The organism is Bacteroides intestinalis DSM 17393, from assembly GCF_000172175.1.
Lineage (GTDB): Bacteria > Bacteroidota > Bacteroidia > Bacteroidales > Bacteroidaceae > Bacteroides > Bacteroides intestinalis.
The window spans coordinates 1,877,327-1,898,223 of sequence record NZ_ABJL02000008.1 but is presented as its reverse complement, the minus strand read 5'-3'; the positions used below and the strand labels follow the sequence as shown (position 1 = coordinate 1,898,223).

15 protein-coding genes and 1 tRNA gene are annotated in these 20,897 nt (G+C 43.2%); 5 read left to right on the top strand and 11 right to left on the bottom strand.

The window, feature by feature from the left end:
• Nucleotides 1–39: 39 nt before the first annotated feature.
• From BACINT_RS16980 to BACINT_RS16970, 3 genes are all read right to left on the bottom strand, one after another.
• Nucleotides 40–456 carry an HU family DNA-binding protein gene (locus tag BACINT_RS16980; protein WP_007665250.1) on the bottom strand — a complete coding sequence of 139 codons (417 nt, stop codon included), beginning with the start codon at nt 454–456 and terminating at the stop codon, nt 40–42.
• A 240-nt stretch (nt 457–696) separates the two neighbouring features.
• The gene (locus BACINT_RS16975) at nt 697–2,334 is read right to left on the bottom strand and encodes a B12-binding domain-containing radical SAM protein (protein WP_044155085.1); all 1,638 of its coding nucleotides are present in this window, start codon (nt 2,332–2,334) and stop codon (nt 697–699) included.
• Between the two features lie 113 nt (nt 2,335–2,447).
• Nucleotides 2,448–2,744 (bottom strand): hypothetical protein, encoded by a 297-nt coding sequence (locus BACINT_RS16970; protein ID WP_115503007.1) that lies wholly within the window; start codon nt 2,742–2,744, stop codon nt 2,448–2,450.
• A gap of 265 nt (nt 2,745–3,009) precedes the next feature.
• Between BACINT_RS16970 and BACINT_RS16965 the strand changes: the two genes are divergently transcribed.
• Genes BACINT_RS16965 through BACINT_RS16950 form a run of 4 tightly spaced genes read left to right on the top strand, consistent with a single transcriptional unit; the run spans nt 3,010 to nt 7,992 of the window.
• On the top strand, nt 3,010–4,335 hold the full coding sequence (locus BACINT_RS16965) for a TolC family protein (protein WP_007665242.1): 1,326 nt from the start codon (nt 3,010–3,012) through the stop codon (nt 4,333–4,335).
• 24 nt (nt 4,336–4,359) lie between these two features.
• Nucleotides 4,360–5,451 (top strand): HlyD family secretion protein, encoded by a 1,092-nt coding sequence (locus BACINT_RS16960; RefSeq protein WP_007665241.1) that lies wholly within the window; start codon nt 4,360–4,362, stop codon nt 5,449–5,451.
• A gap of 4 nt (nt 5,452–5,455) precedes the next feature.
• On the top strand, nt 5,456–7,096 hold the full coding sequence (locus tag BACINT_RS16955) for an MFS transporter (RefSeq protein ID WP_007665240.1): 1,641 nt from the start codon (nt 5,456–5,458) through the stop codon (nt 7,094–7,096).
• A 29-nt stretch (nt 7,097–7,125) separates the two neighbouring features.
• Nucleotides 7,126–7,992: a helix-turn-helix domain-containing protein gene (locus BACINT_RS16950; RefSeq protein ID WP_007665237.1), complete on the top strand. Its 867-nt coding sequence runs from the start codon at nt 7,126–7,128 to the stop codon at nt 7,990–7,992.
• Nucleotides 7,993–8,057: 65 nt separating this feature from the next.
• On the opposite strand, the gene BACINT_RS16945 is transcribed toward BACINT_RS16950, so the two are convergent.
• The 8 genes from BACINT_RS16945 to rho form a co-directional block, all read right to left on the bottom strand.
• Nucleotides 8,058–8,134, bottom strand: a tRNA-His gene (locus BACINT_RS16945).
• 91 nt (nt 8,135–8,225) lie between these two features.
• A complete protein-coding gene (locus tag BACINT_RS16940) occupies nt 8,226–9,362 on the bottom strand; it encodes a CapA family protein (protein ID WP_007665236.1) in 1,137 nt (378 codons plus the stop codon).
• A gap of 6 nt (nt 9,363–9,368) precedes the next feature.
• The gene (locus BACINT_RS16935; protein ID WP_007665233.1) at nt 9,369–11,006 is read right to left on the bottom strand and encodes a TlpA disulfide reductase family protein; all 1,638 of its coding nucleotides are present in this window, start codon (nt 11,004–11,006) and stop codon (nt 9,369–9,371) included.
• Nucleotides 11,007–11,077: 71 nt separating this feature from the next.
• The gene (folD, locus tag BACINT_RS16930) at nt 11,078–11,959 is read right to left on the bottom strand and encodes a bifunctional methylenetetrahydrofolate dehydrogenase/methenyltetrahydrofolate cyclohydrolase FolD (protein WP_007665232.1); all 882 of its coding nucleotides are present in this window, start codon (nt 11,957–11,959) and stop codon (nt 11,078–11,080) included.
• Nucleotides 11,960–11,972: 13 nt separating this feature from the next.
• Nucleotides 11,973–13,292: a signal recognition particle protein gene (ffh, locus tag BACINT_RS16925; RefSeq protein WP_007665231.1), complete on the bottom strand. Its 1,320-nt coding sequence runs from the start codon at nt 13,290–13,292 to the stop codon at nt 11,973–11,975.
• Nucleotides 13,293–13,388: 96 nt separating this feature from the next.
• Nucleotides 13,389–15,353: an ATP-binding protein gene (locus BACINT_RS16920; protein ID WP_007665229.1), complete on the bottom strand. Its 1,965-nt coding sequence runs from the start codon at nt 15,351–15,353 to the stop codon at nt 13,389–13,391.
• Nucleotides 15,350–17,161: a tetratricopeptide repeat-containing sensor histidine kinase gene (locus BACINT_RS16915; RefSeq protein ID WP_007665227.1), complete on the bottom strand. Its 1,812-nt coding sequence runs from the start codon at nt 17,159–17,161 to the stop codon at nt 15,350–15,352. The genes BACINT_RS16920 and BACINT_RS16915 overlap by 4 nt, the downstream gene beginning before the upstream one ends.
• 177 nt (nt 17,162–17,338) lie before the next feature.
• Nucleotides 17,339–19,402 carry a transcription termination factor Rho gene (gene rho / locus BACINT_RS16910; protein WP_007665225.1) on the bottom strand — a complete coding sequence of 688 codons (2,064 nt, stop codon included), beginning with the start codon at nt 19,400–19,402 and terminating at the stop codon, nt 17,339–17,341.
• Between the two features lie 290 nt (nt 19,403–19,692).
• On the opposite strand from rho, the gene BACINT_RS16905 reads away from it, so the two are divergent.
• On the top strand, nt 19,693–20,523 hold the full coding sequence (locus BACINT_RS16905; RefSeq protein ID WP_021967008.1) for a 4Fe-4S binding protein: 831 nt from the start codon (nt 19,693–19,695) through the stop codon (nt 20,521–20,523).
• Nucleotides 20,524–20,897 lie beyond the last annotated feature (374 nt).

The window sequence follows — 20,897 nt, the reverse complement described above, 5'->3', positions numbered from 1 at the left end:
GGGGTTGGGAGATTGTCTTGTTTGATTTCTGTAAAGGGATTATTTCTTGCCATTGCCCGCTATTTCGTCTAAGTCTATCCATTCCAGATGTGGGTCGATGAGGGTTCGTTGGATTACTTGGCCATTTTGCTGACGGCTATATTCGGGGATAAAGCATACCTTTACATCAGTGATTTGCTGCGAACTTACTTCTTCGGGCGTGTCTACGCCCTGGCTCGATGACTGACAGGAGAGGTAGAATGTTCCTACGCCTTTCAGCCGTACCGACCGGCCTGCACTCATCAGGTTTGCCAAAACTTCACCCAGATTCACGAGCACCGCATACGTGTCTCCCGGACTTACCGTTGACATAAGCGACAGTCGTTTTGCCACATCATCCGTTGTAGCAGGATGACCTTTGGTCACTGCTCTCGGATACCACTTTCCATTCAATTTCTGTTTCTTGTAAAAAGGCATATTAAGTTCTCCTTCCTTTATGATTCAACTACCCTGAGGCCCTGACTAAACAGGGCATATCTATATCTTGGGTATACAATCATTGCCAATGATTCCTATAATCAATGCCAATGATTGCCACAATCAATGCCAATGATTCCTACAATCAATGCCAATGATTGTATGCCAAGTCGCAAAGATAGCATAACTAATCCGTAACCTGTGCATGGCAAAGGTAGTATTTCAGCCTCATACGATAAATTAATTTCTTGCTTTGAACACCGGTTCTATTTTCTGTATCTCCGACTCAAAGCCGAACCAATATCCCCGGTTTTCTTCCTCGCCGATCGGCAGGAAACAAAGCCGGAGGTTCTCCCTGTATTCCCCATACAGCACTTCCCAATGTCCGGGAGGAACCTGCCGCTTGGTCTTTACCCGTTCTGCCGGGAGCTTCTTCAGCGACATGCCCGCCTCTATCCAGGCGATGCTTGCTTCCGACTGATATTCGGGATAATGCCGCTTGCAGAACTCATACAGGATGAGGCCCCGTTTTTCCAGACTCATCGGCTGGTCTATCAATCCTATCCGTATCAGATGTTCCAGAAAATCGTGCAGGAACGTTTCGTTATCCAGAATCAGTCTTCGGGTTATACCTTGCCAGGCAGGAGCATTATAAAATCCATCCAGCAGGCGCGAAAGTTGTCGCGCGGTTTGCAGCTCGTCCACATTGATTTCGCGGGTTTGCAGTACCTCGTAGGGTGGGAACGGGGAATATTGTATGCCCAGTTCTTCCGCCCTGCGGCGCATTTCCGTGCCGGGAAGCAGTTTCAGGGACTCCAGTTGTATTTCTCCGGCGCCATATTCCGCCAATACGCGGATGTCCTCGAATATCTCCGAAAGGTGATAGAGCGGGAGCCCGGCAATCAGGTCGGCATGCGTTTCCATGTTGGGGAGGGCACACAGGAATTTCAGTCCTTCCAGCGCATCCGACAGTCGGCCCATCCGTCGGCTTTGCACAAGCACCGGCTCGCGCAGGCTTTGTATGCCGGCTTCCAGATGCAGCAACCCTTCGGGCAGACGCTTTAACTCCTCTTTCAGCTCTTCGGAAAGTAGGGCAGGGTGCATTTCCAGGTGGAAACGTATATCGGGGGCGAATTCAAGGAACAGTTCCAGCAGCTCCTTTGCCCGGCGGGTATTATAATTGAAAGTACGGTCGAGCACACGCACGTTCTTTATTCCGTGTCGGTGGATGATTTGCAGCCGTTCGCGGATTGCCTCGATAGACAGGGTGCGCACGGGTTTTTCTCCACCGCTGACGCAGAAGGCGCAGGTGTTGAAGCAGCCCCGTGTGGTTTCCAATTGCACGAAAGGTTTGCTCCAGTTGAAGAAACGGCTTTTCTCGGGTGGAATGAGGTGATGGAAGTTCAGCACGCGGGCGATGCCGTTGTCGATGTAATTTCCGTGGGAGTCGAGGTAGCAGAGTCCGGGGATATTCTTCCATTCCGACGAATTGTTGCGGTGGGTTATCCATTGCGGGAATACTTCTTCGCCTTCTCCCCTGAACACGAAACTGACAAACGGGTTGCTGCGCAGGAAGAATTCGTTGTCTCCCAGGAATTCCGGTCCGCCCAATACGATGCAGCATTGGGGCAGCAGGGCTTTTACTCTTGAAATGATGTGCAATAGTTGCTCGTGATTGAACAACCAGACGGTGGCGGCAAGCAGGTCGGGACGGCGGCGGTAGATTTCGCCCGCTACCATGCCCACGTTCTCGTTGATGGTGGCGGATACGATGTCCCATTCGATGGCGTTGTCGTCGGCTATCTGTGCATGCAGTGCGGGGAGTGCCAGTGAGGAGTGGGCGTATGAACTGTTCAGGTCGAGCCAGAGTAACTTCATTTTATATAGGGTTGGGTTTACAAAAACGATTGCAAAGATAGTGAATGTATTTCTATTTGCTCTCTTTCTGTGCCCCCAATCCTTCGTCCCACCTGTATCCGGTGTACTTCTTTTTATTCTTCTTTACCTTCCGCAATCTTTATCCTGACACATTCGCTGGGAACCAGTGTCAGCAATTCATCCAGAAATTCACGGCTGCATTCCAGCAAAGTTTCCTGCGTCATTTCTTCTTTTGAAGCGGCAAAGAAGCGGAACAGATTATCAGAGTCGGGAAGTTTCACCACTGTATAAACTATATCCGTTGACTTTTCATTGTATTGCTGTGCCAGGTCGTCGGCTCTTGCCCAGAATTGAACTGCTTTGTCACCACTAATTTCTACGACTGCGATTAGTTTTTTGTTTGTTTCCATAATCATTTATTTTAGTTATACATGTTGTCATGCTATCTTTAGAGTAACAATTGAAACGTTTTTATGGTTTCCTGCATTTACCTTTTTTTACATAAGTAGATGTTCTTGATTAGCTTGCATTATGAATGATAATTTAGCCCTCTGTTATTATGTGAACTAATATCTCCCTATAAAAAGGGAAAATGTGAACATAAACAGTCGATATATAGACAGCATCCTTTTGCACTAACCCGCTAACTTTGCTTCCAAATATCAAATAATTGTTATGAGAAGGTTACTGTTCATTTTTTCCTTTTTCTGCCTGCCCGTTGCGAGTGCAGGCGCACAAGATACCCTGGCATTGGAAGACTGTCTGAAGATAGGCATTGAGAACAACCTGTCCCTGCAAAGTAAACGGAAAGAGATACAAAAGGGAAGGTATGGCATCTCCGAGAACCGGGCACGATTGTTGCCCCAAATCAATGGTTTTGCCAATTATAATGATAACATCGATCCGCCTGTCTCCGTTACCGACGGCTCAGTTTACGGCAATCCCTACAATGTGACTCATACCCTGCAATACAGTGCCAACGCAGGATTGCAGCTCCAAATGCCACTCTATAACCAAACCCTCTACACCAGCATCTCCATTGCGCGGACGATGGACGAGATGAACCGCCTCACCTACGAAAAGGCGAGGGAAGACCTCATCCTGCAAGTCTGCAAAATGTATTACCTGGGGCAGGTCACCGCCGAGCAAATCGCACTGATAAAAGCCAATATCACCCGTCTTGAAGAATTGCAGAACATCACGCAGGCCTTCTATGACAACGGAATGGCAATGGAAGTCGATGTGAAACGGGTGAACATCAATCTCGAAAACCTGAAAGTACAGTATGACAATGCACAGGCCATGCTGGAACAACAACTGAACCTGCTGAAATACATCATCGATTATCCCGCAGAAAAGCAAATAGCCTTAGTGCCGGTGAATACCGAAACCATCACCCCCGTAGCATTGACCGGACTTTCGGAGAACTTATATGAACTCCAACTGCTGCAATCGCAACGGCAACTGGCCGAGCAGCAAAAGAAGATGATTGGTTACAGATACATCCCTTCCCTGAATCTGACGGGCAACTGGATGTTTTCCGCTTACACCGATAAGGCTTACCACTGGTTTCATTCCGGTCCTTCCGGTCATTGGTACCGTTCCTATGGCCTGGGCCTCTCGCTGCGTGTCCCCATTTTCGATGGTCTGGACAAACGCTATAAAACCCGCAAGGCCGTCATTGATATCGAAAACATCAAACTGGCACAGGAGAACACCCGCAAGAATTTGCAGACCCAATACCTGAATGCCACCAACGACCTGATGAACAACCAGCGGAATTTCAAAAAGCAGAAAGATAATTATTTGCTCGCCGAAGATGTGTATACCGTCACTATGGACCGATACCGCGAAGGCATCACCTCAATGACCGAAGTGCTGCAAGACGAAATGCGGATGAGCGAAGCCCAGAACAACTACATCAGCGCCCACTACAATTATCGGGTGACCAACCTTATGTTGCTGAAACTGACCGGGCAAATAGAATCATTAGTCAAATAACAAGTTAATCAATAACATCCGAATATGGAAACAGTAGAAAACAATAGCGCATCCAGTACGCATCAGGAGAAAGCAAAGAAGTTGAGAAAATTACGCCGTTGGCAAGTCGTAATCAGCCTGTTGGGAATAGGTGTCATGATTTGGGGAGTCATACAGGTGGTCTGTCTCTTCCTGGATTACAAGCAGACCGAAACCAGCAACGATGCCCAAATAGAACAGTATATATCTCCTGTCAACCTGCGTGCCTCGGGTTATATCAGGAAGATTTATTTTACCGAACACCAGGAAGTTCGCAAGGGAGACACCTTGCTTGTATTGGACGACCGTGAATATAAAATCCGCGTTATGGAAGCCGAAGCCGCCCTGAAGGATGCACAGGCAGGCGCCACCGTCATTGGAGCCACCTTGCAGACTACGCAAACCACCGCATCCGTTTACGATGCTTCCATTTCTGAAATAGAAATCCGCTTGGCCAAACTGGAGAAGGACCGCCAGCGTTATGAAAATCTGGTGAAACGGAACGCTGCAACTCCCATTCAGTTGGAGCAGATAGAAACAGAATATGAAGCCACACACAAGAAACTGGAAGCTGTGAAGCGTCAACGGAAGGCGGCTCTCTCGGGAGTGAACGAAGTGTCTCATCGCCGTGAGAGTACCGAGGCTGCCATCCAACGGGCAACGGCTGCCTTGGAAATGGCTAAGCTGAACCTGTCTTATACAGTGGTCGTAGCCCCTTGCGACGGAAAGTTGGGACGCCGTGCCTTGGAGGAAGGTCAATTCATCTCGGCAGGGCAGACCATCACTTACATCTTGCCCGATACGCAGAAGTGGATTGTTGCCAATTATAAAGAAACCCAGATTGAGAATCTGCATCTTGGGCAGGAGGTGGTTATCACGGTGGATGCCATCAGCGACAGAGAATTCACAGGAACTGTTACGGCTATTTCGGGGGCTACGGGTTCTAAATATTCGTTGGTTCCCACCGATAATTCTGCCGGAAACTTTGTGAAGATACAACAGCGCATACCGGTTCGTATCGATTTCACCAATCTCTCCAAAGAAGATAATGGGAAACTGGCGGCAGGTATGATGGTAGTTGTGAAAGCTAAACTCTGACGCCATGCCCTCGTACCCTAAAAACTATCCCTTCTACAACTGGGTGCCTAAACCGGTAGGCATCATCATCATGTTGTTGCTCTTTATCCCCATCCTTACGGTGGGTGGCGTTTACTCTGTCAACAGCACCGAGATGATGAGTGGACTGGGCATCATCTCCGAGCATATTCAGTTCACTAATTTCGTCACTTCTATCGGAATGGCGGCTTTCGCTCCTTTCCTGTATCGCTTGATGCGTATCCGCCGGGAGAAGATGATGTGTCTGGCGGGGTTCTCGCTCATGTATGTCTTTAGCTATATCTGTGCGGAGACGGACAGTATATTTATTCTGGCGCTTTGCAGTCTGCTCATGGGCTTCTTGCGGATGGTGTTGATGATGGTCAATCTGTTTACGCTTATCAAGTACGCTGCCGGAATGGAAGCTACCCGTAACATCACTCCGGGACTGGAACCTGATGATGATAAGGGTTGGAATAAACTGGATATTGACCGATGCGTCAGCCAACCGGGTATTTACCTGTTCTTTATGATTTTAGGGCAATTGGGCACATCGCTAACGGCATGGCTGGCTTTTGAGTATGAATGGCAGTATGTGTATTATTTTATGATGGGTACTGTGTTGCTTTCCATTTTGGTTATCTTTATCACAATGCCTTATCATAAGTTTGCTACGCGCCGTTTTCCTATCAACTTCAGGCAGTTCGGCAATGTGGCGGTGTTCTGCATTACATTGGTGTGCATCACTTATGTGCTGGTTTATGGCAAGGTCCTGGATTGGTATGATGATGCGTCCATCCGCACTGCCACATTGGTTGCGGCTGTATCTGCCTGTATCTTTTTCTATATGGAGAAGAACCGCCATTCACATTACTTCCTGTTGGATGTCTTTAAGTTACGTACCATTCGTATGGGTATTTTGCTTTATCTGTTACTGATGATATTCAATTCGAGTGCTATGTTTGTCAATGTGTTTACGGGCATCGGGATGAAACTGGATAATTACCAGAATGCGACATTGGGCAACTGGTGTATGGCAGGTTATGCGATTGGTGCTATCTCTTCTATGATATTGGGTTCCAAGGGAGTGCATTTCAAGTATCTGTTTGCAGCCGGTTTCCTGTTTCTCGGATTGTCGGCAGTATTCATGTATTTCGAAGTGCAGAGTGCCGGATTATACGAGCGGATGAAGTATCCGGTCATTATCCGTGCCACCGGCATGATGTTCCTTTATGCCTTGACTGCTGCCTATGCTACGCAACGCATGCCCTATAAGTACCTTTCTACTTGGATTTGCGTCATGCTTACCGTGCGTATGGTGTTGGGACCCGGCATCGGAGGTGCTCTTTACTCGAATATATTGCAGGAGCGTCAGCAGCATTATGTCACCCGCTATGCACAAAATGTGGATATGCTTCATCCCGAGGCTTCCGCTTCGTTTATCCAGACTGTTCAAGGCATGCAATATCAGGGAAAGAGTAAGCAGGATGCAATCAATATGGCGGCAATGTCTACCAAAGGGCGGATTCAGGTGCAGGCTACCCTGTCTGCCGTAAAGGAAATGGCGGGCTGGACTGTATACGGCTGCCTTATTTGTATGATATTTGTACTGATTATTCCTTATCCTAAGCGGAAATTATTAACTTAGCACTGTTTTTCAATATAGCTTGTGATATTATGGATACTCATCAGGAACGTTTGTCTCGTCTTAACCATGCATTGTTAAGTGGAAAGGATGTTTGTAGTTCGGAAGGTATGCTTCGTGATTTCCCTGAGTCACTGAAGAAACCGTTTCAAGTGAATGGAGTGGGGTTGGTGGTTTGCCGTCAGGGAAGTTTTATGTTTACTCTGAATCAGAAGGATTTTTCGGCCAAAGCGAATGAAACTCTTTTTATCCCCGGTGGTTCTGTCTTTCAGGTATGCCGTCAGTCGGAAGATGCGGAAGTATTTATTCTTGTCTACCAGACAGAGCCGATACGTGATATTATAGGCAATTGTGTGACTTCCATGCATCTTTATTCGCAACTTGCTACGGAGCCGTGTTACGTATGGAGCACAGGTGAAGAGAATGAAGTCCTGAAATATATGTCTCTTCTGGACAACACTTTACGGATAGAGGAAAATACATTCAATCACTATGAACAGAAGTTGTTATTGTTGGGATTGACGTATCGGCTTTGCTCCATTTATAATCGTAAACTTATCACTCAAAGAGCCTCGGTAGGACATAAGCACGATATTTTCATACGGTTGATTCAGTTGATTGAAATGCATTACATGGAGCAGCGTGGCGTGGAGTTTTATGCAGATAAACTTTGTTTGTCGCCTAAGTATCTCTCTGTACTGTCCAAGTCGATTTGTGGATATACGGTGCAGGAGCTGGTGTTCAAAGCCATTATCCGCAAAAGCATTTCATTGCTTAAGAACACGCAGAAGAGCATACAGGAAATATCTGATTACTTCAACTTTCCTAATGCTTCCTACTTCGGTACGTTTTTCAGGAAACAGACAGGGACATCTCCGCAGCAGTATCGGAGAAAATAATCCTCTAAAAAAAACTGATATATAGCAAAAAAAAGGAAAATCATTACTGAAATTCCTCTTTCTTTTGGGGTGACTGATGGGACTCGAACCCACGACATTCAGAACCACAATCTGACGCTCTAACCAACTGAACTACAGTCACCATGTTTGCGTCATTTCTCAAACGCGGTGCAAAGATAGGTATTATCTTTGATACTGCAAATATTTGGCGGAATATTTTATTGAAATCTGCATTATTTTTTATTCTCCTTAATTCCTACATTGTGCTGTTGGAGGAGCTTTCGGGAGTTTTTGACGAAGATATTCAGATGGTTACGTGCAGCTTCCGGGAGCTTTGAAACTGATGTGGAATCAGTTGGATAGATGATATAATTCTTTTCTTTGGTGAGAGTAGGACGTGCCGTCCATACTAAATTATATCCGCAATGGCGGGTGCGAATATTGGGAATAGATGGAGTAACTGTGTCTTTTTCCAACTCTAATGTAAATACGAGACCACCGTCAGTATTTACATTACTCATATTAGATATGAAATTCCCTAAAGAATAGACTATGGCATGTTGCGTTCCGGTAAGAGTATCGGTACGTAACTCCATTGGCTGTATGACATGGGGGTGTGAGCCGATGATATGCGTTACTCCTTGTTCCAATAACCAATCTGCCAACTGCCGCTGTTCCCGGCTGGGGAGTGACTGGTATTCGTTTCCCCAATGCATGCAGGCAATGATAGCATCGGGCTGCCATGTCCGCGCGGTATCAATGTCCTGTTGCATGATTTTCTTATCTATATAGTTCACTATATTGGGAGAGGTGGGCTTGACCCCGTTTGTGTCATAAGTATAATTGAGAAAGACGATACGAAATCCGTTTTTATGAATAAGCAGGGGATAGTGTTGGCGACGTTCCTCTTTATTCCGATAAGTGCCTATATATGGAATATGTAAAGAATCCAACATCAGGATAGTACGTTCCAGCCCCTTCTTTCCGCGATCCAGACAATGATTGTTTGCAGTTAATAGTATGTCGAATCCAACATCTCGAATAGCATATAAAAACTCATCTGGTGCCGAAAAAGCAGGATAGCCTGCATATGGCTTTCCGCCGAGGGTGACTTCAAGATTTCCAATAGCGATGTCTGCTCTACTTATCTGCTCTTTCACAAGAGAGAAACAAAGAGAGTAATCATGAGTCCCCTGACTTGTACGCGCAGCTTCAAGTTGTGCATTGTGTTGCATCAAGTCACCGACAAATAATAATGTGACTTTAGCAGAAGGAATGGTGTCAGATGCTCCTGATACTACTTGTTCTTGTGCCGCACTGTTGCATGACACAAGAAAGAAAAGTAGTGTGAGGGGAGATATTCTTCTCATAAATGTTTAAGGAGTTAAAAGTTCCTTTTGAAGAATACTTTCTATTTCTTCAACTGTGGGATTTATAGCAAGAATGATTCCCTCAGCATTCACAAGAAAAGTACCTCCGGCAGCATTCGGTATCCGGTATTTCGTCCATATCTGATTGGTGTCATTGAGCTCAATAAGATTTAACCAAGGATAGCCATCTTTTTTGATAGCTTCTTTCATGCGGGCATCACTTCCTTGTTCACGTGCCACACCGATGACAGTGAATCCCTTATTCTTATATTTTTCATATATGGGAATAACTTGCTTGGAGTTTATACGACATGGACCGCACCAAGATGCCCATAAATCAATTAACGCTACCTTTCCCTGAATATATTTTGATATTTGTACTTTGTTTCCATCTAGGTCAGGAGCTGAGAAATCGACATATGGTTTTCCAATTTCCGGTTGTCCGTTTTTAATGAGCATTTGCATTTGCTGACTATAAGGGTGCTCCGGATAGAGAGAGGCAAAAGTTTCCTGATAGGCATTCAGAAATGGAGTAACGTCTTCGCCTTTGCGTGCCATTTCTGTCTTACTTGTCAGAACATATAGTCCGGGTAAGGAAGGATTCTGTTTAATATGCTTTATAGTCCATTGATTCATTTCTTCGTTTAATTGCTTAATTTTTACCAAAAGAGCTTTTCCTTCTTCCGTGTATGCTTCTCCGCTCTCCTCAAGACGGTCTCTTTCTCTGTAGATATTATTTCGTTCTTCATTGTTGTCCTTAACTTGCTCGATTCTTTTCCAAAGAGTTTGCAGTGCTTCACTTTCGAAACGGTTTTCTTCGTATAATTTATTCATTTGAGCGTATAAAGAGTCAAAATTGAATTTGGCTTTTCTTTCACTCTCCAATTGTTGTAACTCACAGGTTAATGGGTTACTTGTGCTCACTAGTCCCGGTTTTCTGGTACTGGCCGGGTATAGGGTGAAAGAAACAGGACCATTTTCTGCAAAGAAGAGAGAAGGGAGCCAGCTACCGGTAAGCATATCATTCCAGATAAAGACTTCGTATACTTCTTCATGATCAGCGTAGAAATCATATTGAAATTCTCCATTGCGTATAGGTATTGATAGCCATGGGCTGCTACTGGGATTTTTATGGGCTTTCATCAATACGAGTCGGCTGGATTGCGGACTATCGATTACTTTGCCTGAAATGTGACAATGAATCTTTCCTTTCTTTTCTTGCTCGTTGAGGCTTATGCTTTTAATTTGAAAATCTCCTTTATTGGCTCCCTCTATGAAATCAATCATCTTTTCTTGGGGGGCAAGAGGAGCAAATTGAAGGCTGAAAGTTACATTTCCCGAGGCAGGCATATAGACTTCTTTGTCCAACTCGAAACCTTGTGAACGGATGATAGGATAGTTCTTTCCGGTTTGATTTCCATGGAGTGATAGACCCGAAGCCAGACGTATCCAATAGTTAGGGCGCGAATAGGCATCCATATATAAAATAGTGGCTGTATCATTACGGACGATCCGGCTGATTTCAAGTGCATCGCTATTTCTGTTTTGATAGGATGGATAGTCGATTGAAAAGTTCTGCGCAGTTCCCCGTAGGGTACAGACAAGAAAAAGGAAAACAAAAATAGTTTTTAGCTGTGTGTTCATGAGTATTATAGATTAAACAAAATACCGGAAGAAGCCTAATGGAGATAATTGTCTTCTTCCGGTATTCGAGGTTATTGGTAAATTGCTTTCTTACCAGCCAGTAATGTATTCTTCATTAAAGAAACGATAGTCATCGGTCCTACGCCGCCCGGTACGGGAGTGATGAATGAACACTTAGAAGCAACTTCGTCAAACTTTACGTCACCGGTCAGTTTAAATCCTGATTTCTTTCTGGCATCCGGTACGCGAGTAGTACCTACATCAATAACTACGGCACCTTCTTTCACCATCTTGGCTTTTACAAAATTGGGTTGCCCCAATGCAGCAATGATAATATCAGCTTCCTGACACTCTTTCACCAAGTCTTTACTGCGGCTGTGGCATACGGTTACGGTTGCGTCTCCCGGATAAGCCTTTTGCATCATGAGCGCTGCCATCGGTTTGCCGACGATATTGCTACGTCCCAATACTACGCACTTCTTTCCGGAAGTCTCTATCTGATAGCGTTTCAATAATTCTAGGATTCCGTTGGGAGTTGCCGATACATAGCAAGGCAATCCTATGGACATGCGTCCTACATTGATGGGATGGAAACCATCTACATCTTTGCGATAATCAATGGTCTCGATCACTTTCTGTTCGGAGATGTGCTTGGGTAATGGAAGCTGTACTATGAACCCGTCTATGTCTGCATCTTCGTTTAGCTCACGTACTTTAGCAAGAAGTTCTTCTTCCGTCACATCTGCCTCGTAACGGATGAGGCTGGATTTGAACCCGCAAACTTCGCATGCTTTTACTTTTGCAGCAACATACGTTTCACTACCACCATCGTGGCCTACGAGAATTGCTGCAAGATGAGGACGTTTACCACCTTTCGCCACCATTTCTGCTACTTCTGCAGCAATCTCCTGTTTTACTTGTTCCGAAATTGCTTTTCCGTCAATTAGTGTCATATCAGTATTTTTTTTATTTCATCTTAGGCATCATTTTACCCATCTTGCTACCTGTTACCATCTTCATCATCTTACGAGTTTGATCGAATTGTTTTAACAAGCGGTTTACTTCCTGAATATTCGTACCACTACCTTTAGCAATACGTTGTCTGCGTGAACCGTTCAGAAGGGCCGGATTACTACGTTCTGCAGGGGTCATAGAATAAATAATAGCTTCAATACTCTTGAAAGCATTGTCGTCAATATCGATGTCCTTTATAGCCTTACCTACACCCGGAATCATAGAAGCCAGGTCTTTCAGGTTACCCATCTTTTTGATTTGCGCTATCTGACTCAAGAAGTCGTTGAAGTCGAACTGGTTCTTAGCAATCTTCTTTTGTAGGCGTTTGGCCTCTTCCTCGTCATATTGCTCTTGGGCACGTTCCACCAATGAAACAATATCACCCATACCGAGGATACGGTCTGACATACGCGAAGGGTGGAATTGGTCGATGGCATCCAGTTTCTCACCTGTACCTACAAATTTGATCGGCTTGTTTACTACTGAACGGATAGAAAGAGCGGCACCACCCCGGGTATCACCATCCAACTTAGTCAGTACAACACCATTAAAGTCAAGACGTTCGTTAAACTCTTTTGCTGTGTTTACAGCATCCTGACCGGTCATAGAGTCTACAACGAAAAGAATCTCATTCGGATTGATTGCTTTTTTAATAGCAGCAATCTCATTCATCATCTCTTCATCCACAGCCAGACGTCCGGCGGTATCGACGATTACAACATCATATCCTTTGGCTTTTGCTTCCTGAATTGCATTTTCTGCAATTTTCACCGGATTCTTACTATCCGGTTCAGAGTACATTGGAACTCCTATTTGCTCTGCTAATACGCGCAACTGTTCGACAGCGGCAGGGCGGTATACGTCACAAGCCACCAACAACGGTTTCTTGTTCTTTTTCGTTTTTAGCATTCGTGCCAACTTACCGGAGAAAGTAGTCTTACCGGAACCTTGCAGACCAGACATTAAGATGACAGCAGGTTTTCCTTCCAAATCAATTTCTGCAGTTTCGCCACCCATTAATTGAGTTAGCTCGTCGTGCACGATCTTCACCATTAATTGGCTGGGCTTTACGGCTGTCAATACGTTTTGTCCCAATGCCTTTTCCTTAACCGTATCTGTAAAAGTTTTGGCTACTTTGTAGTTAACGTCGGCGTCTAACAGTGCTTTGCGCACATCTTTCAGGGTTTCCGCAACATTGATCTCGGTGATTTTTCCTTCACCTTTCAGAATTTTAAACGACCTTTCCAGTCTTTCGCTTAAATTATCGAACATGATGATATAATTACTATTTATAAATTACAAATTACTCTTATTGAGGCGCAAAAGTACAAAAAATCCCTGTATCTACCTTCTTTTGAGGCAAGAATATTATTCAGTTGAGGTAGCAGGATAAGTGAAAAGAATAGTCGGTCCTTCCTTACCGTCATGAATTACCTGATAAGTACCGCCGAAGTGTTTCAGTAATAAAAGGTTGACATCGTTACGCAAAGCAGAGTCCTGATTAGCATAATTGAGGTCTGCCAATGGAGAGTTCGTAACTTTGAAGCATAATATTTCTCCATTTTTATCTAAAGTGAATTGGAGATCACGTTCTTCTTTGAAAGATGGAGAGGGGCAAGTAAGAATACTGACGATGAGTTGCATCATCCGGTTTGTATCAGTATAAACAATATACTCGTCAATGTCACTGTAGAAATGAATATGCAAGGTTGGATTCTGCATTTGTGCCATTCCTACGGCATCTTTGCAAAGTTGTACAATGTCATAGTCACTTAATTGGAACCTCATCATACCAGCCTCCAAACGGGATAGATCAAGGACATTGTTTACCAGGCGCATTAATTGTTCAGTGTTTTGTTGAATGATGTCTGCATACTCTTTGCGAGTAGGTTCGTCAATTTCCACTTCGTTTGCTATGATTTGTGAGAAACCTAATACTCCGTTCAGAGGAACCCGGATGGCATGACTCATGTTGGACAAGAAACGGTTTTTCATTTCATTGGCCCGCTCTGTTTGACGAGTAGCTTTCTGGGTCTCTTTTTTTGAAATTTTCAATGCTTTTCGTATCCGGTTGATGCGAAGCATATAAGTGATACATAGCACTAGTATGATTCCAAGGCTCAGGAGAATACTGGTTTGTACACGATTCCTGAGTTTCCCGCGTTCCCATACTAGCTGATTAAGATGGTATATTTCTTTGATTTCTTCCAATTGTTTGGCTGATATGGCAGCAGTCAATGAATCTTGAATGTGATTAGATTTTTCGTATAATGGTAATGCTTCTGCATATTGACCAATTTCCAGCAGGATGTCAGCTTTGCGGGATAATTGTTTGGCGTACTCCGTTAATGCTGACTTAGATTGTTGCATATATATCAGGGCAGAATCCATGTGTACTAATGCATTTTGATAATTTTTAGTGTGGTGATAGTATTTGGCATAGGCATCATGATACATGGTTATGTAAGGGAGATAGCTTTGAGGAGTTATGAAATCTTGTGCCTTCTTTATATAATATTGTGCAGAGTCAGTTTTTCCTATACCTGTATAGTAGTAGGACTGGAATACTGTTGAAAATAGGTAGAGGTTGAAATAAGACTCATACATGTCAGGGTCCCAGGCTAACATTTCCTCTATTAGCTGCTTATTTTCATCTAAATATACTTTCAGGTTTTTATAATCATTTTGGTCATTGCTGAACATGATCAGTTGTTCCAAAACATTGATTTGCGTACTGCTTGTCTTTTGCTCGGAAGCATATTCATGGGCCTTACGTAGCGCTTCTCCTTCTTCTTTCTTGCGATTGGTTTCATGATAGGCACTTGCCAGGCATGAATATGCAGCTATGCATCCATCTACATTATCCAACTCTTCTGCTATCTTGAGCATTTCCAATGCTTCATTGATGGCATATTCATATTTTTCGCTATAAATATAGGTATATATGAGCAGTTTTTGTACGTTGAAGTACAAACGGTAGTATTTCATGCGTTCAGCAATGGGTTTTACATAATCGACCAATTTACTGACGCTGTCTATTTTTTCTTTATTATAGTAATATAGAATTTTAAAATAGGTACTGCTGCAGATGTATTTAGCATTTTTTTGACGCTGAGCTTCGTTGAACATTTCTTCTGCATATTCTATGTAATGCGGAGAATTCTGCTCCGTAAGCACAAGCTTTTCGAGTAGTTTTAGTCTGGTGGTGTCATGTGGAAGTGTTTGCAACTCTGTTATAAGACTATCGGTAACAGGTGACCGTTTGATGGGTCTGTTTGCAAATATGAAAAAGATTTGAAGTAAAAGAACTACTATAAATAAGAGACGTTTCATTCTGATACCTCCTTTCTGCTAGTTGAGACAATAGGATGGGTAAACAGGAAACGGGAACCATTCTTGTATTCGGGGTCAATCCATATTTTTCCACCGAAACGTTCCACAATCAGTTGGCAAATGGAAAGTCCCAATCCACTACCTTGTGCATTTTCATTCAGCTTTTCGAAACGATTGAATATTGCACCCTGCTTTTCTGGGGCTATGCCACAACCTGTATCTGATACAGCAAACAGAGCAACTCCTTCTGGCTGTTTTTCTAATGAAAGAGTAATACTTCCTTCTGTGGTAAATTTAGTGGCATTAATCAGTAAGTTAATTAGTAATTGTTGAAGACGTGCTTCATCTGTATAGATTTCCAAGTTCTCTAAAGAAGTTTGGAACAGTACAGAAGCGGATGTTTGTTTTATCTTTTCTACCGTATCCACTACATTCCGGCATATAGCCACAGCATTATTGTTAGCGAAAAGAAATTGCATTTTGCCGATTTCCAGACTAGAAAGATCTACGACATCATCTATGAGTTTCAACAGTAAATCTGAATTCTGCTGAATGATTTCATTGCATTGTTGCCGGGTGCTGATATCAATATTTGCATCCGTCAGAATAGTAGAGAAACCGGACAAGGCATTTAGAGGCGTGCGTATTTCATGACTCATATTCGATAGAAAAATGCTCTTGGTACGGATGGAATTTTCTGCAATTTGCCGTGCTTTTTCCAGTTTTAGCCTGGATGCTATCAGTCGTTTATTGATCTTACGGATATAGAGTACCGATGCAATGGATATGCTTAAAATAAGGATGCACCCCATGATAGAATAAAACAATAATCGGTTACGTTCATTTTGATTATCCATTTCAAGGCGGTCTACCTGATATATGGTTCGCAGCAGATTAATTTGCGAGGAGTAGTTGCGTGCATTGATAGAATCTCGTGCAGCATTGATATCTTGAAATATTTCGCATGCCTCTTTGGCTCTTCCACGTTTGGTATACAGCCGTGCCAATGAATTCTTCATTTTCAGATATCTATTGTAGACATTGGCGCTACTGGTGCTAACGGTCAGTTCATTATATAATTTTATGGCTTGCTCGTCATCTTCGACTTGCTTGGCATATTCGGCTTGGATATATTTCAAAATAGAACTGTGAAAAAAGAAAGGATAATACTCATACCATTCTTCTGCTTCCTGAATATATTCCCGGGCTTGTTCCAGGTTATTAGTATGAAGATAATAGTAGGCTTGAAAGATATTTTCTATGAAGCGGCTATGTCGATAGTCTTTTACTTGTTCTATCTGTTCCAAATAGTCTTTAGCTTCATTTAATCGTCCCAGTCTGATAAGTGTGGGGATTAATTGGATAAGTACTTTTTCCTGTAATTTTTCGGAGTCTGCAATTTTATATAGCTTCTGCATGGCTATTTCATATTCCTCGATAGCTTCATTAGTCATGTTGGCATTGAGGTAAGTATCGCCAATGGCATAGTGTGATATGGCTATTCCTATATCATATCTCATTAAGGTAGCTTGCTGTAGCATGGCATTTGCTTTTTCCAATGCTTCATTGATGTGTCCATCAGATACAAGTGCATAAGCAGCCATTTGCTGCATGAGGAACATGTGTTTATAATCCTTCTTGTTACGAAATGCGTCAACAAGCTCATCTTCCCACTGGGCGATATCATGTAATCTGACTTCTTGAGAATAGGCCAGATTGTTATCCATCAGGTACTCCATCAGGTGTATACGCTCATTTACCAAATCCAGATTTGTCGATTGGATGTAGGAAGTACTGTAAAATAGCATCAACAAAAATAGTATGATCGTTTTACTGAGCCTCACCTGATTAATTAAATGTTTATATAATGAAATCTGATTACTTGCGACAAAAATAAATAAAAAGGGCGAGATATCCGAAAATGTCCCGCCCTTTTTGTATATATAATCCTATTTATTGTTGATTTTGTCTTTTTAGCTATGGTTTTAGCTATTCATGCTCATTAGGAACTCATCGTTATCTTTGGTTTTTTCCATGCGGTCTTTCACAAAATCCATAGCTTCAATCGGATTCATGTCAGCCAGATATTTGCGGAGTATCCACATACGATCCAAAGTTTGCTTGTCTTGCAGCAAGTCGTCACGACGGGTGCTGGAAGCAACAATATTGACAGCTGGGAAGATACGTTTGTTAGACAGGTTGCGGTCGAGCTGCAATTCCATGTTACCTGTACCCTTGAATTCTTCGAAGATAACTTCATCCATCTTGGAACCTGTATCAATCAAGGCAGTAGCAAGAATAGTGAGCGAACCACCGTTTTCAATATTACGGGCAGCTCCGAAGAAACGTTTGGGCTTATGAAGTGCATTGGCGTCCACACCACCGGAAAGTACTTTACCGGAAGCCGGAGATACTGTATTGTAAGCACGTGCCAAACGTGTAATTGAATCCAGGAAGATCACTACGTCATGACCGCATTCTACCAGTCTTTTGGCTTTTTCCAGCACAATACCGGCGATTTTCACGTGGCGTTCGGCAGGTTCGTCAAAAGTGGAAGCAATGACTTCGGCATTTACGGTGCGTGCCATGTCGGTTACTTCTTCCGGGCGTTCGTCGATAAGTAACATAATCATGTAGACTTCCGGATGATTTGCTGCGATAGCATTGGCTATATCTTTCATCAAGATGGTCTTACCGGTTTTAGGTTGTGCCACGATCAATGCACGCTGGCCTTTACCGATAGGAGCAAAGAGATCTACTACACGAGCAGACATAGAGTCTGAATAGCCACCTTTGCACAATCTGAATTTTTCGTCGGGGAATAATGGTGTGAGATGTTCAAATGGTACGCGGTCACGTACGAAAGCCGGGTCACGTCCATTGATTTTTCCCACTTTTACTAATGGGAAATATTTCTCACCTTCTTTAGGAGGACGGATTACACCCTCTACAACATCACCGGTTTTCAGACCAAACAGTTTAATTTGAGATTGAGATACATAAATATCATCCGGTGAAGAAAGGTAATTATAGTCGGAAGAACGAAGGAATCCGTAACCATCCTGCATGATTTCCAGTACGCCTGTACCGGTTAGGATATCGTCGAATTCGTATACTTTTTCACGTTCAACTACAGGTCTGCGTTCGGGGACAGGAGAATAATTTTCGTTGTTGGCATTCGGTTGTGCCGGACGCTGCTGTTGTATGGGACGTGGATTGTTGTTCCGGTTGTTATTATTGTTATTATTGTAAGGGGTATTATTATTGTTGTCTCGGGGACGAAGGCGTGGACGTTGATTGGTAGGAACAGATTCAACTACAGGAACTGCGGGTGTTTCAGCTTTAGTTGCTTCAAACTTACCGAGAAGTTCAGAAGGCAGTTCTACTTTTTCGGTCGGAAGGTCTTCGATAGGAATGAAGTCATCTTCGGGTTCTGACAGGATAGGGCTGTCTTCCACTACGACTTTCTTGATAACTTTAGGCGCTTCTGTTTCAAAATTCAATTCGGGCTCAGCTTTCTTAGGCTCTTCCTTCTTTGCAACAGGTACAGGTGCGGGTATGGGAGCTTTTTCTTCTACCTTAGCTTTACGCGGACGTCCCGGTTTACGCTTCGTTGAGTTAGGCGTTTCAGCTTTTTCAGGAGCTTCTGTAGCTGTTACAGCTACTTCTTTTTCCGTTACCGGCGCTTTAGGTGCCTCTGTTACCGGTGCTTTTACTGCTTCTGCTACCGGTTGTACTTTAGCGGCTGCTACTGAAGCTTCAGCTTTTGCCTTAGTGAGATCGCCATTTTTGTTGGCGGTAAAGACTTTGTCAGTACTCTCTTTTTTTACGGTTACGCGGGTACGTTTCTGTTGTCTGTCCACTTTACGCTCTTCTTTCAGCTTTTCAGCAGCAACCTTTTTGGTAGCACCTGCGATGGCTTGTTCATCAAGTATCTTGTAAACAAGTTCTTCTTTTTTTAGTGAGTCTGTCTTTTTAATACCCAGTTCTTGGGCAATAGATTGAAGTTCCGACAAATTTTTGTCGTTCAATTGAATGATATTATACATACAGTATATATGTGAATGGTTTAAAATTTCTTTTGTTATTGGACAGATATGTTCACACGGCTGCGGTTGTCGTCACAAGCAACGTGGCAAATATACCTTTATTTAATATAATGATTATGGGATATTTATTATTGAACCGGAAAACTGTTAGCTACCCGCACTTAGGAGTTTACAGAATGTTTCAACGGCGCAAAGGTAATAAATATTTTTGGTTTCATAAACAATTCGTCTTTTTTTTAATTTTAAAACTTTATCTTTGCTTGATAAACCAAGAAAAAGCGCATATATTTATGGATATAAACGAAGTTCATTTCATCTATTTTTCGCCTACTCGTACTTCTAAACAAGTTGGTGAGGCAATTGTTCGCGGAACAGGACTAACAAATGTTGTTGCTACGAATTTAACACTGCATGCTGCTGAGGTAGATATTCCGGAGAATACACTGACTCTTATTGCTGTGCCGGTGTATGGCGGCAAGGTAGCTCCTTTGGCTATGGAGCGGTTGCAGGGTATTTGTGCATCGGGATCTCCGGTTGTGCTGGTAGTAGTTTATGGTAACCGTGCATATGAAAAGGCTTTGATAGAATTGGATGCATTTGCTTCTGCCCAAGGTTTCAAAGTTATTGCCGGGGCTACTTTTGTGGGAGAACATTCGTATAGTACGGAACAAAATCCAATAGCCCTAGGGCGTCCGGATGCAAATGATTTGCAATATGCGGAGGAATTTGGTGCGAAGATACGGACGAAAATAAATGCCGCCGTTGATATGGAACACTTGTATCCGGTGGATGTGAACCGTATTCAGCGCCCGCGCCAGCCTTTTCTGCCTTTGTTCAAGTTTCTGCGCCGGGTGATAAAGTTGCGTAAAAGTGGTGCTCTTTTGCCACGTGTACCGGAAGTGAATGCGGAACTTTGCACGCATTGTGGCGTTTGCGCTGTACATTGTCCTTCGGGAGCTATCCTGAAAGGTGACGAATGTAATACGATTGCCGAAAAGTGCATAAAGTGTTGTGCATGCGTCAAAGGATGTTCGTTCAAGGCGCGGACGTATGATACTCCGTTTGCTTCATTGCTTTCAGACTGCTTTGTGCGGCAGAAAGAGGACCGGATTATTTTATAGCTTTAATCCTACATGCAATAAACTCCTTTCATTCAGAATTTCTACAGAATTCTCCGATACATTTGTGTCTGTATATATTATCAAGGCAGTACCTCAAAATTCGTCAGTAATGCTTAAAAGACAATACATATGGTATAAATGGGCGTTTTATTTTCCCAACTGGAAAAATATTTTTTCCTAACTGGAGAAAAATAGCTTAGTAATAGCTGATTGTAGCGCAACCCTTAATTCGCGTAATTTTTGTTCTATTCATAACGGAAAAAAAAGAATAAATCTATGTTTTTTATATGTAATTTTTATCTCTTTTCTTTCTTGTCTTGTCACTTTCCCCACCCTCTCTCAGATACCTTCTGGATGGGGGGGACAATGAGTCA

Excerpts from the sequence above, each read along its gene's own strand:
- BACINT_RS16980 (WP_007665250.1), bottom strand. The coding sequence starts at position 456 with ATGCCTTTTTACAAGAAACAGAAATTGAATGGAAAGTGGTATCCGAGA.
- BACINT_RS16975 (WP_044155085.1), bottom strand. The coding sequence starts at position 2,334 with ATGAAGTTACTCTGGCTCGACCTGAACAGTTCATACGCCCACTCCTCA.
- BACINT_RS16970 (WP_115503007.1), bottom strand. The coding sequence starts at position 2,744 with ATGGAAACAAACAAAAAACTAATCGCAGTCGTAGAAATTAGTGGTGAC.
- BACINT_RS16965 (WP_007665242.1), top strand. The coding sequence starts at position 3,010 with ATGAGAAGGTTACTGTTCATTTTTTCCTTTTTCTGCCTGCCCGTTGCG.
- BACINT_RS16960 (WP_007665241.1), top strand. The coding sequence starts at position 4,360 with ATGGAAACAGTAGAAAACAATAGCGCATCCAGTACGCATCAGGAGAAA.
- BACINT_RS16955 (WP_007665240.1), top strand. The coding sequence starts at position 5,456 with ATGCCCTCGTACCCTAAAAACTATCCCTTCTACAACTGGGTGCCTAAA.
- BACINT_RS16950 (WP_007665237.1), top strand. The coding sequence starts at position 7,126 with ATGGATACTCATCAGGAACGTTTGTCTCGTCTTAACCATGCATTGTTA.
- BACINT_RS16940 (WP_007665236.1), bottom strand. The coding sequence starts at position 9,362 with ATGAGAAGAATATCTCCCCTCACACTACTTTTCTTTCTTGTGTCATGC.
- BACINT_RS16935 (WP_007665233.1), bottom strand. The coding sequence starts at position 11,006 with ATGAACACACAGCTAAAAACTATTTTTGTTTTCCTTTTTCTTGTCTGT.
- folD (WP_007665232.1), bottom strand. The coding sequence starts at position 11,959 with ATGACACTAATTGACGGAAAAGCAATTTCGGAACAAGTAAAACAGGAG.
- ffh (WP_007665231.1), bottom strand. The coding sequence starts at position 13,292 with ATGTTCGATAATTTAAGCGAAAGACTGGAAAGGTCGTTTAAAATTCTG.
- BACINT_RS16920 (WP_007665229.1), bottom strand. The coding sequence starts at position 15,353 with ATGAAACGTCTCTTATTTATAGTAGTTCTTTTACTTCAAATCTTTTTC.
- BACINT_RS16915 (WP_007665227.1), bottom strand. The coding sequence starts at position 17,161 with ATGCTATTTTACAGTACTTCCTACATCCAATCGACAAATCTGGATTTG.
- rho (WP_007665225.1), bottom strand. The coding sequence starts at position 19,402 with ATGTATAATATCATTCAATTGAACGACAAAAATTTGTCGGAACTTCAA.
- BACINT_RS16905 (WP_021967008.1), top strand. The coding sequence starts at position 19,693 with ATGGATATAAACGAAGTTCATTTCATCTATTTTTCGCCTACTCGTACT.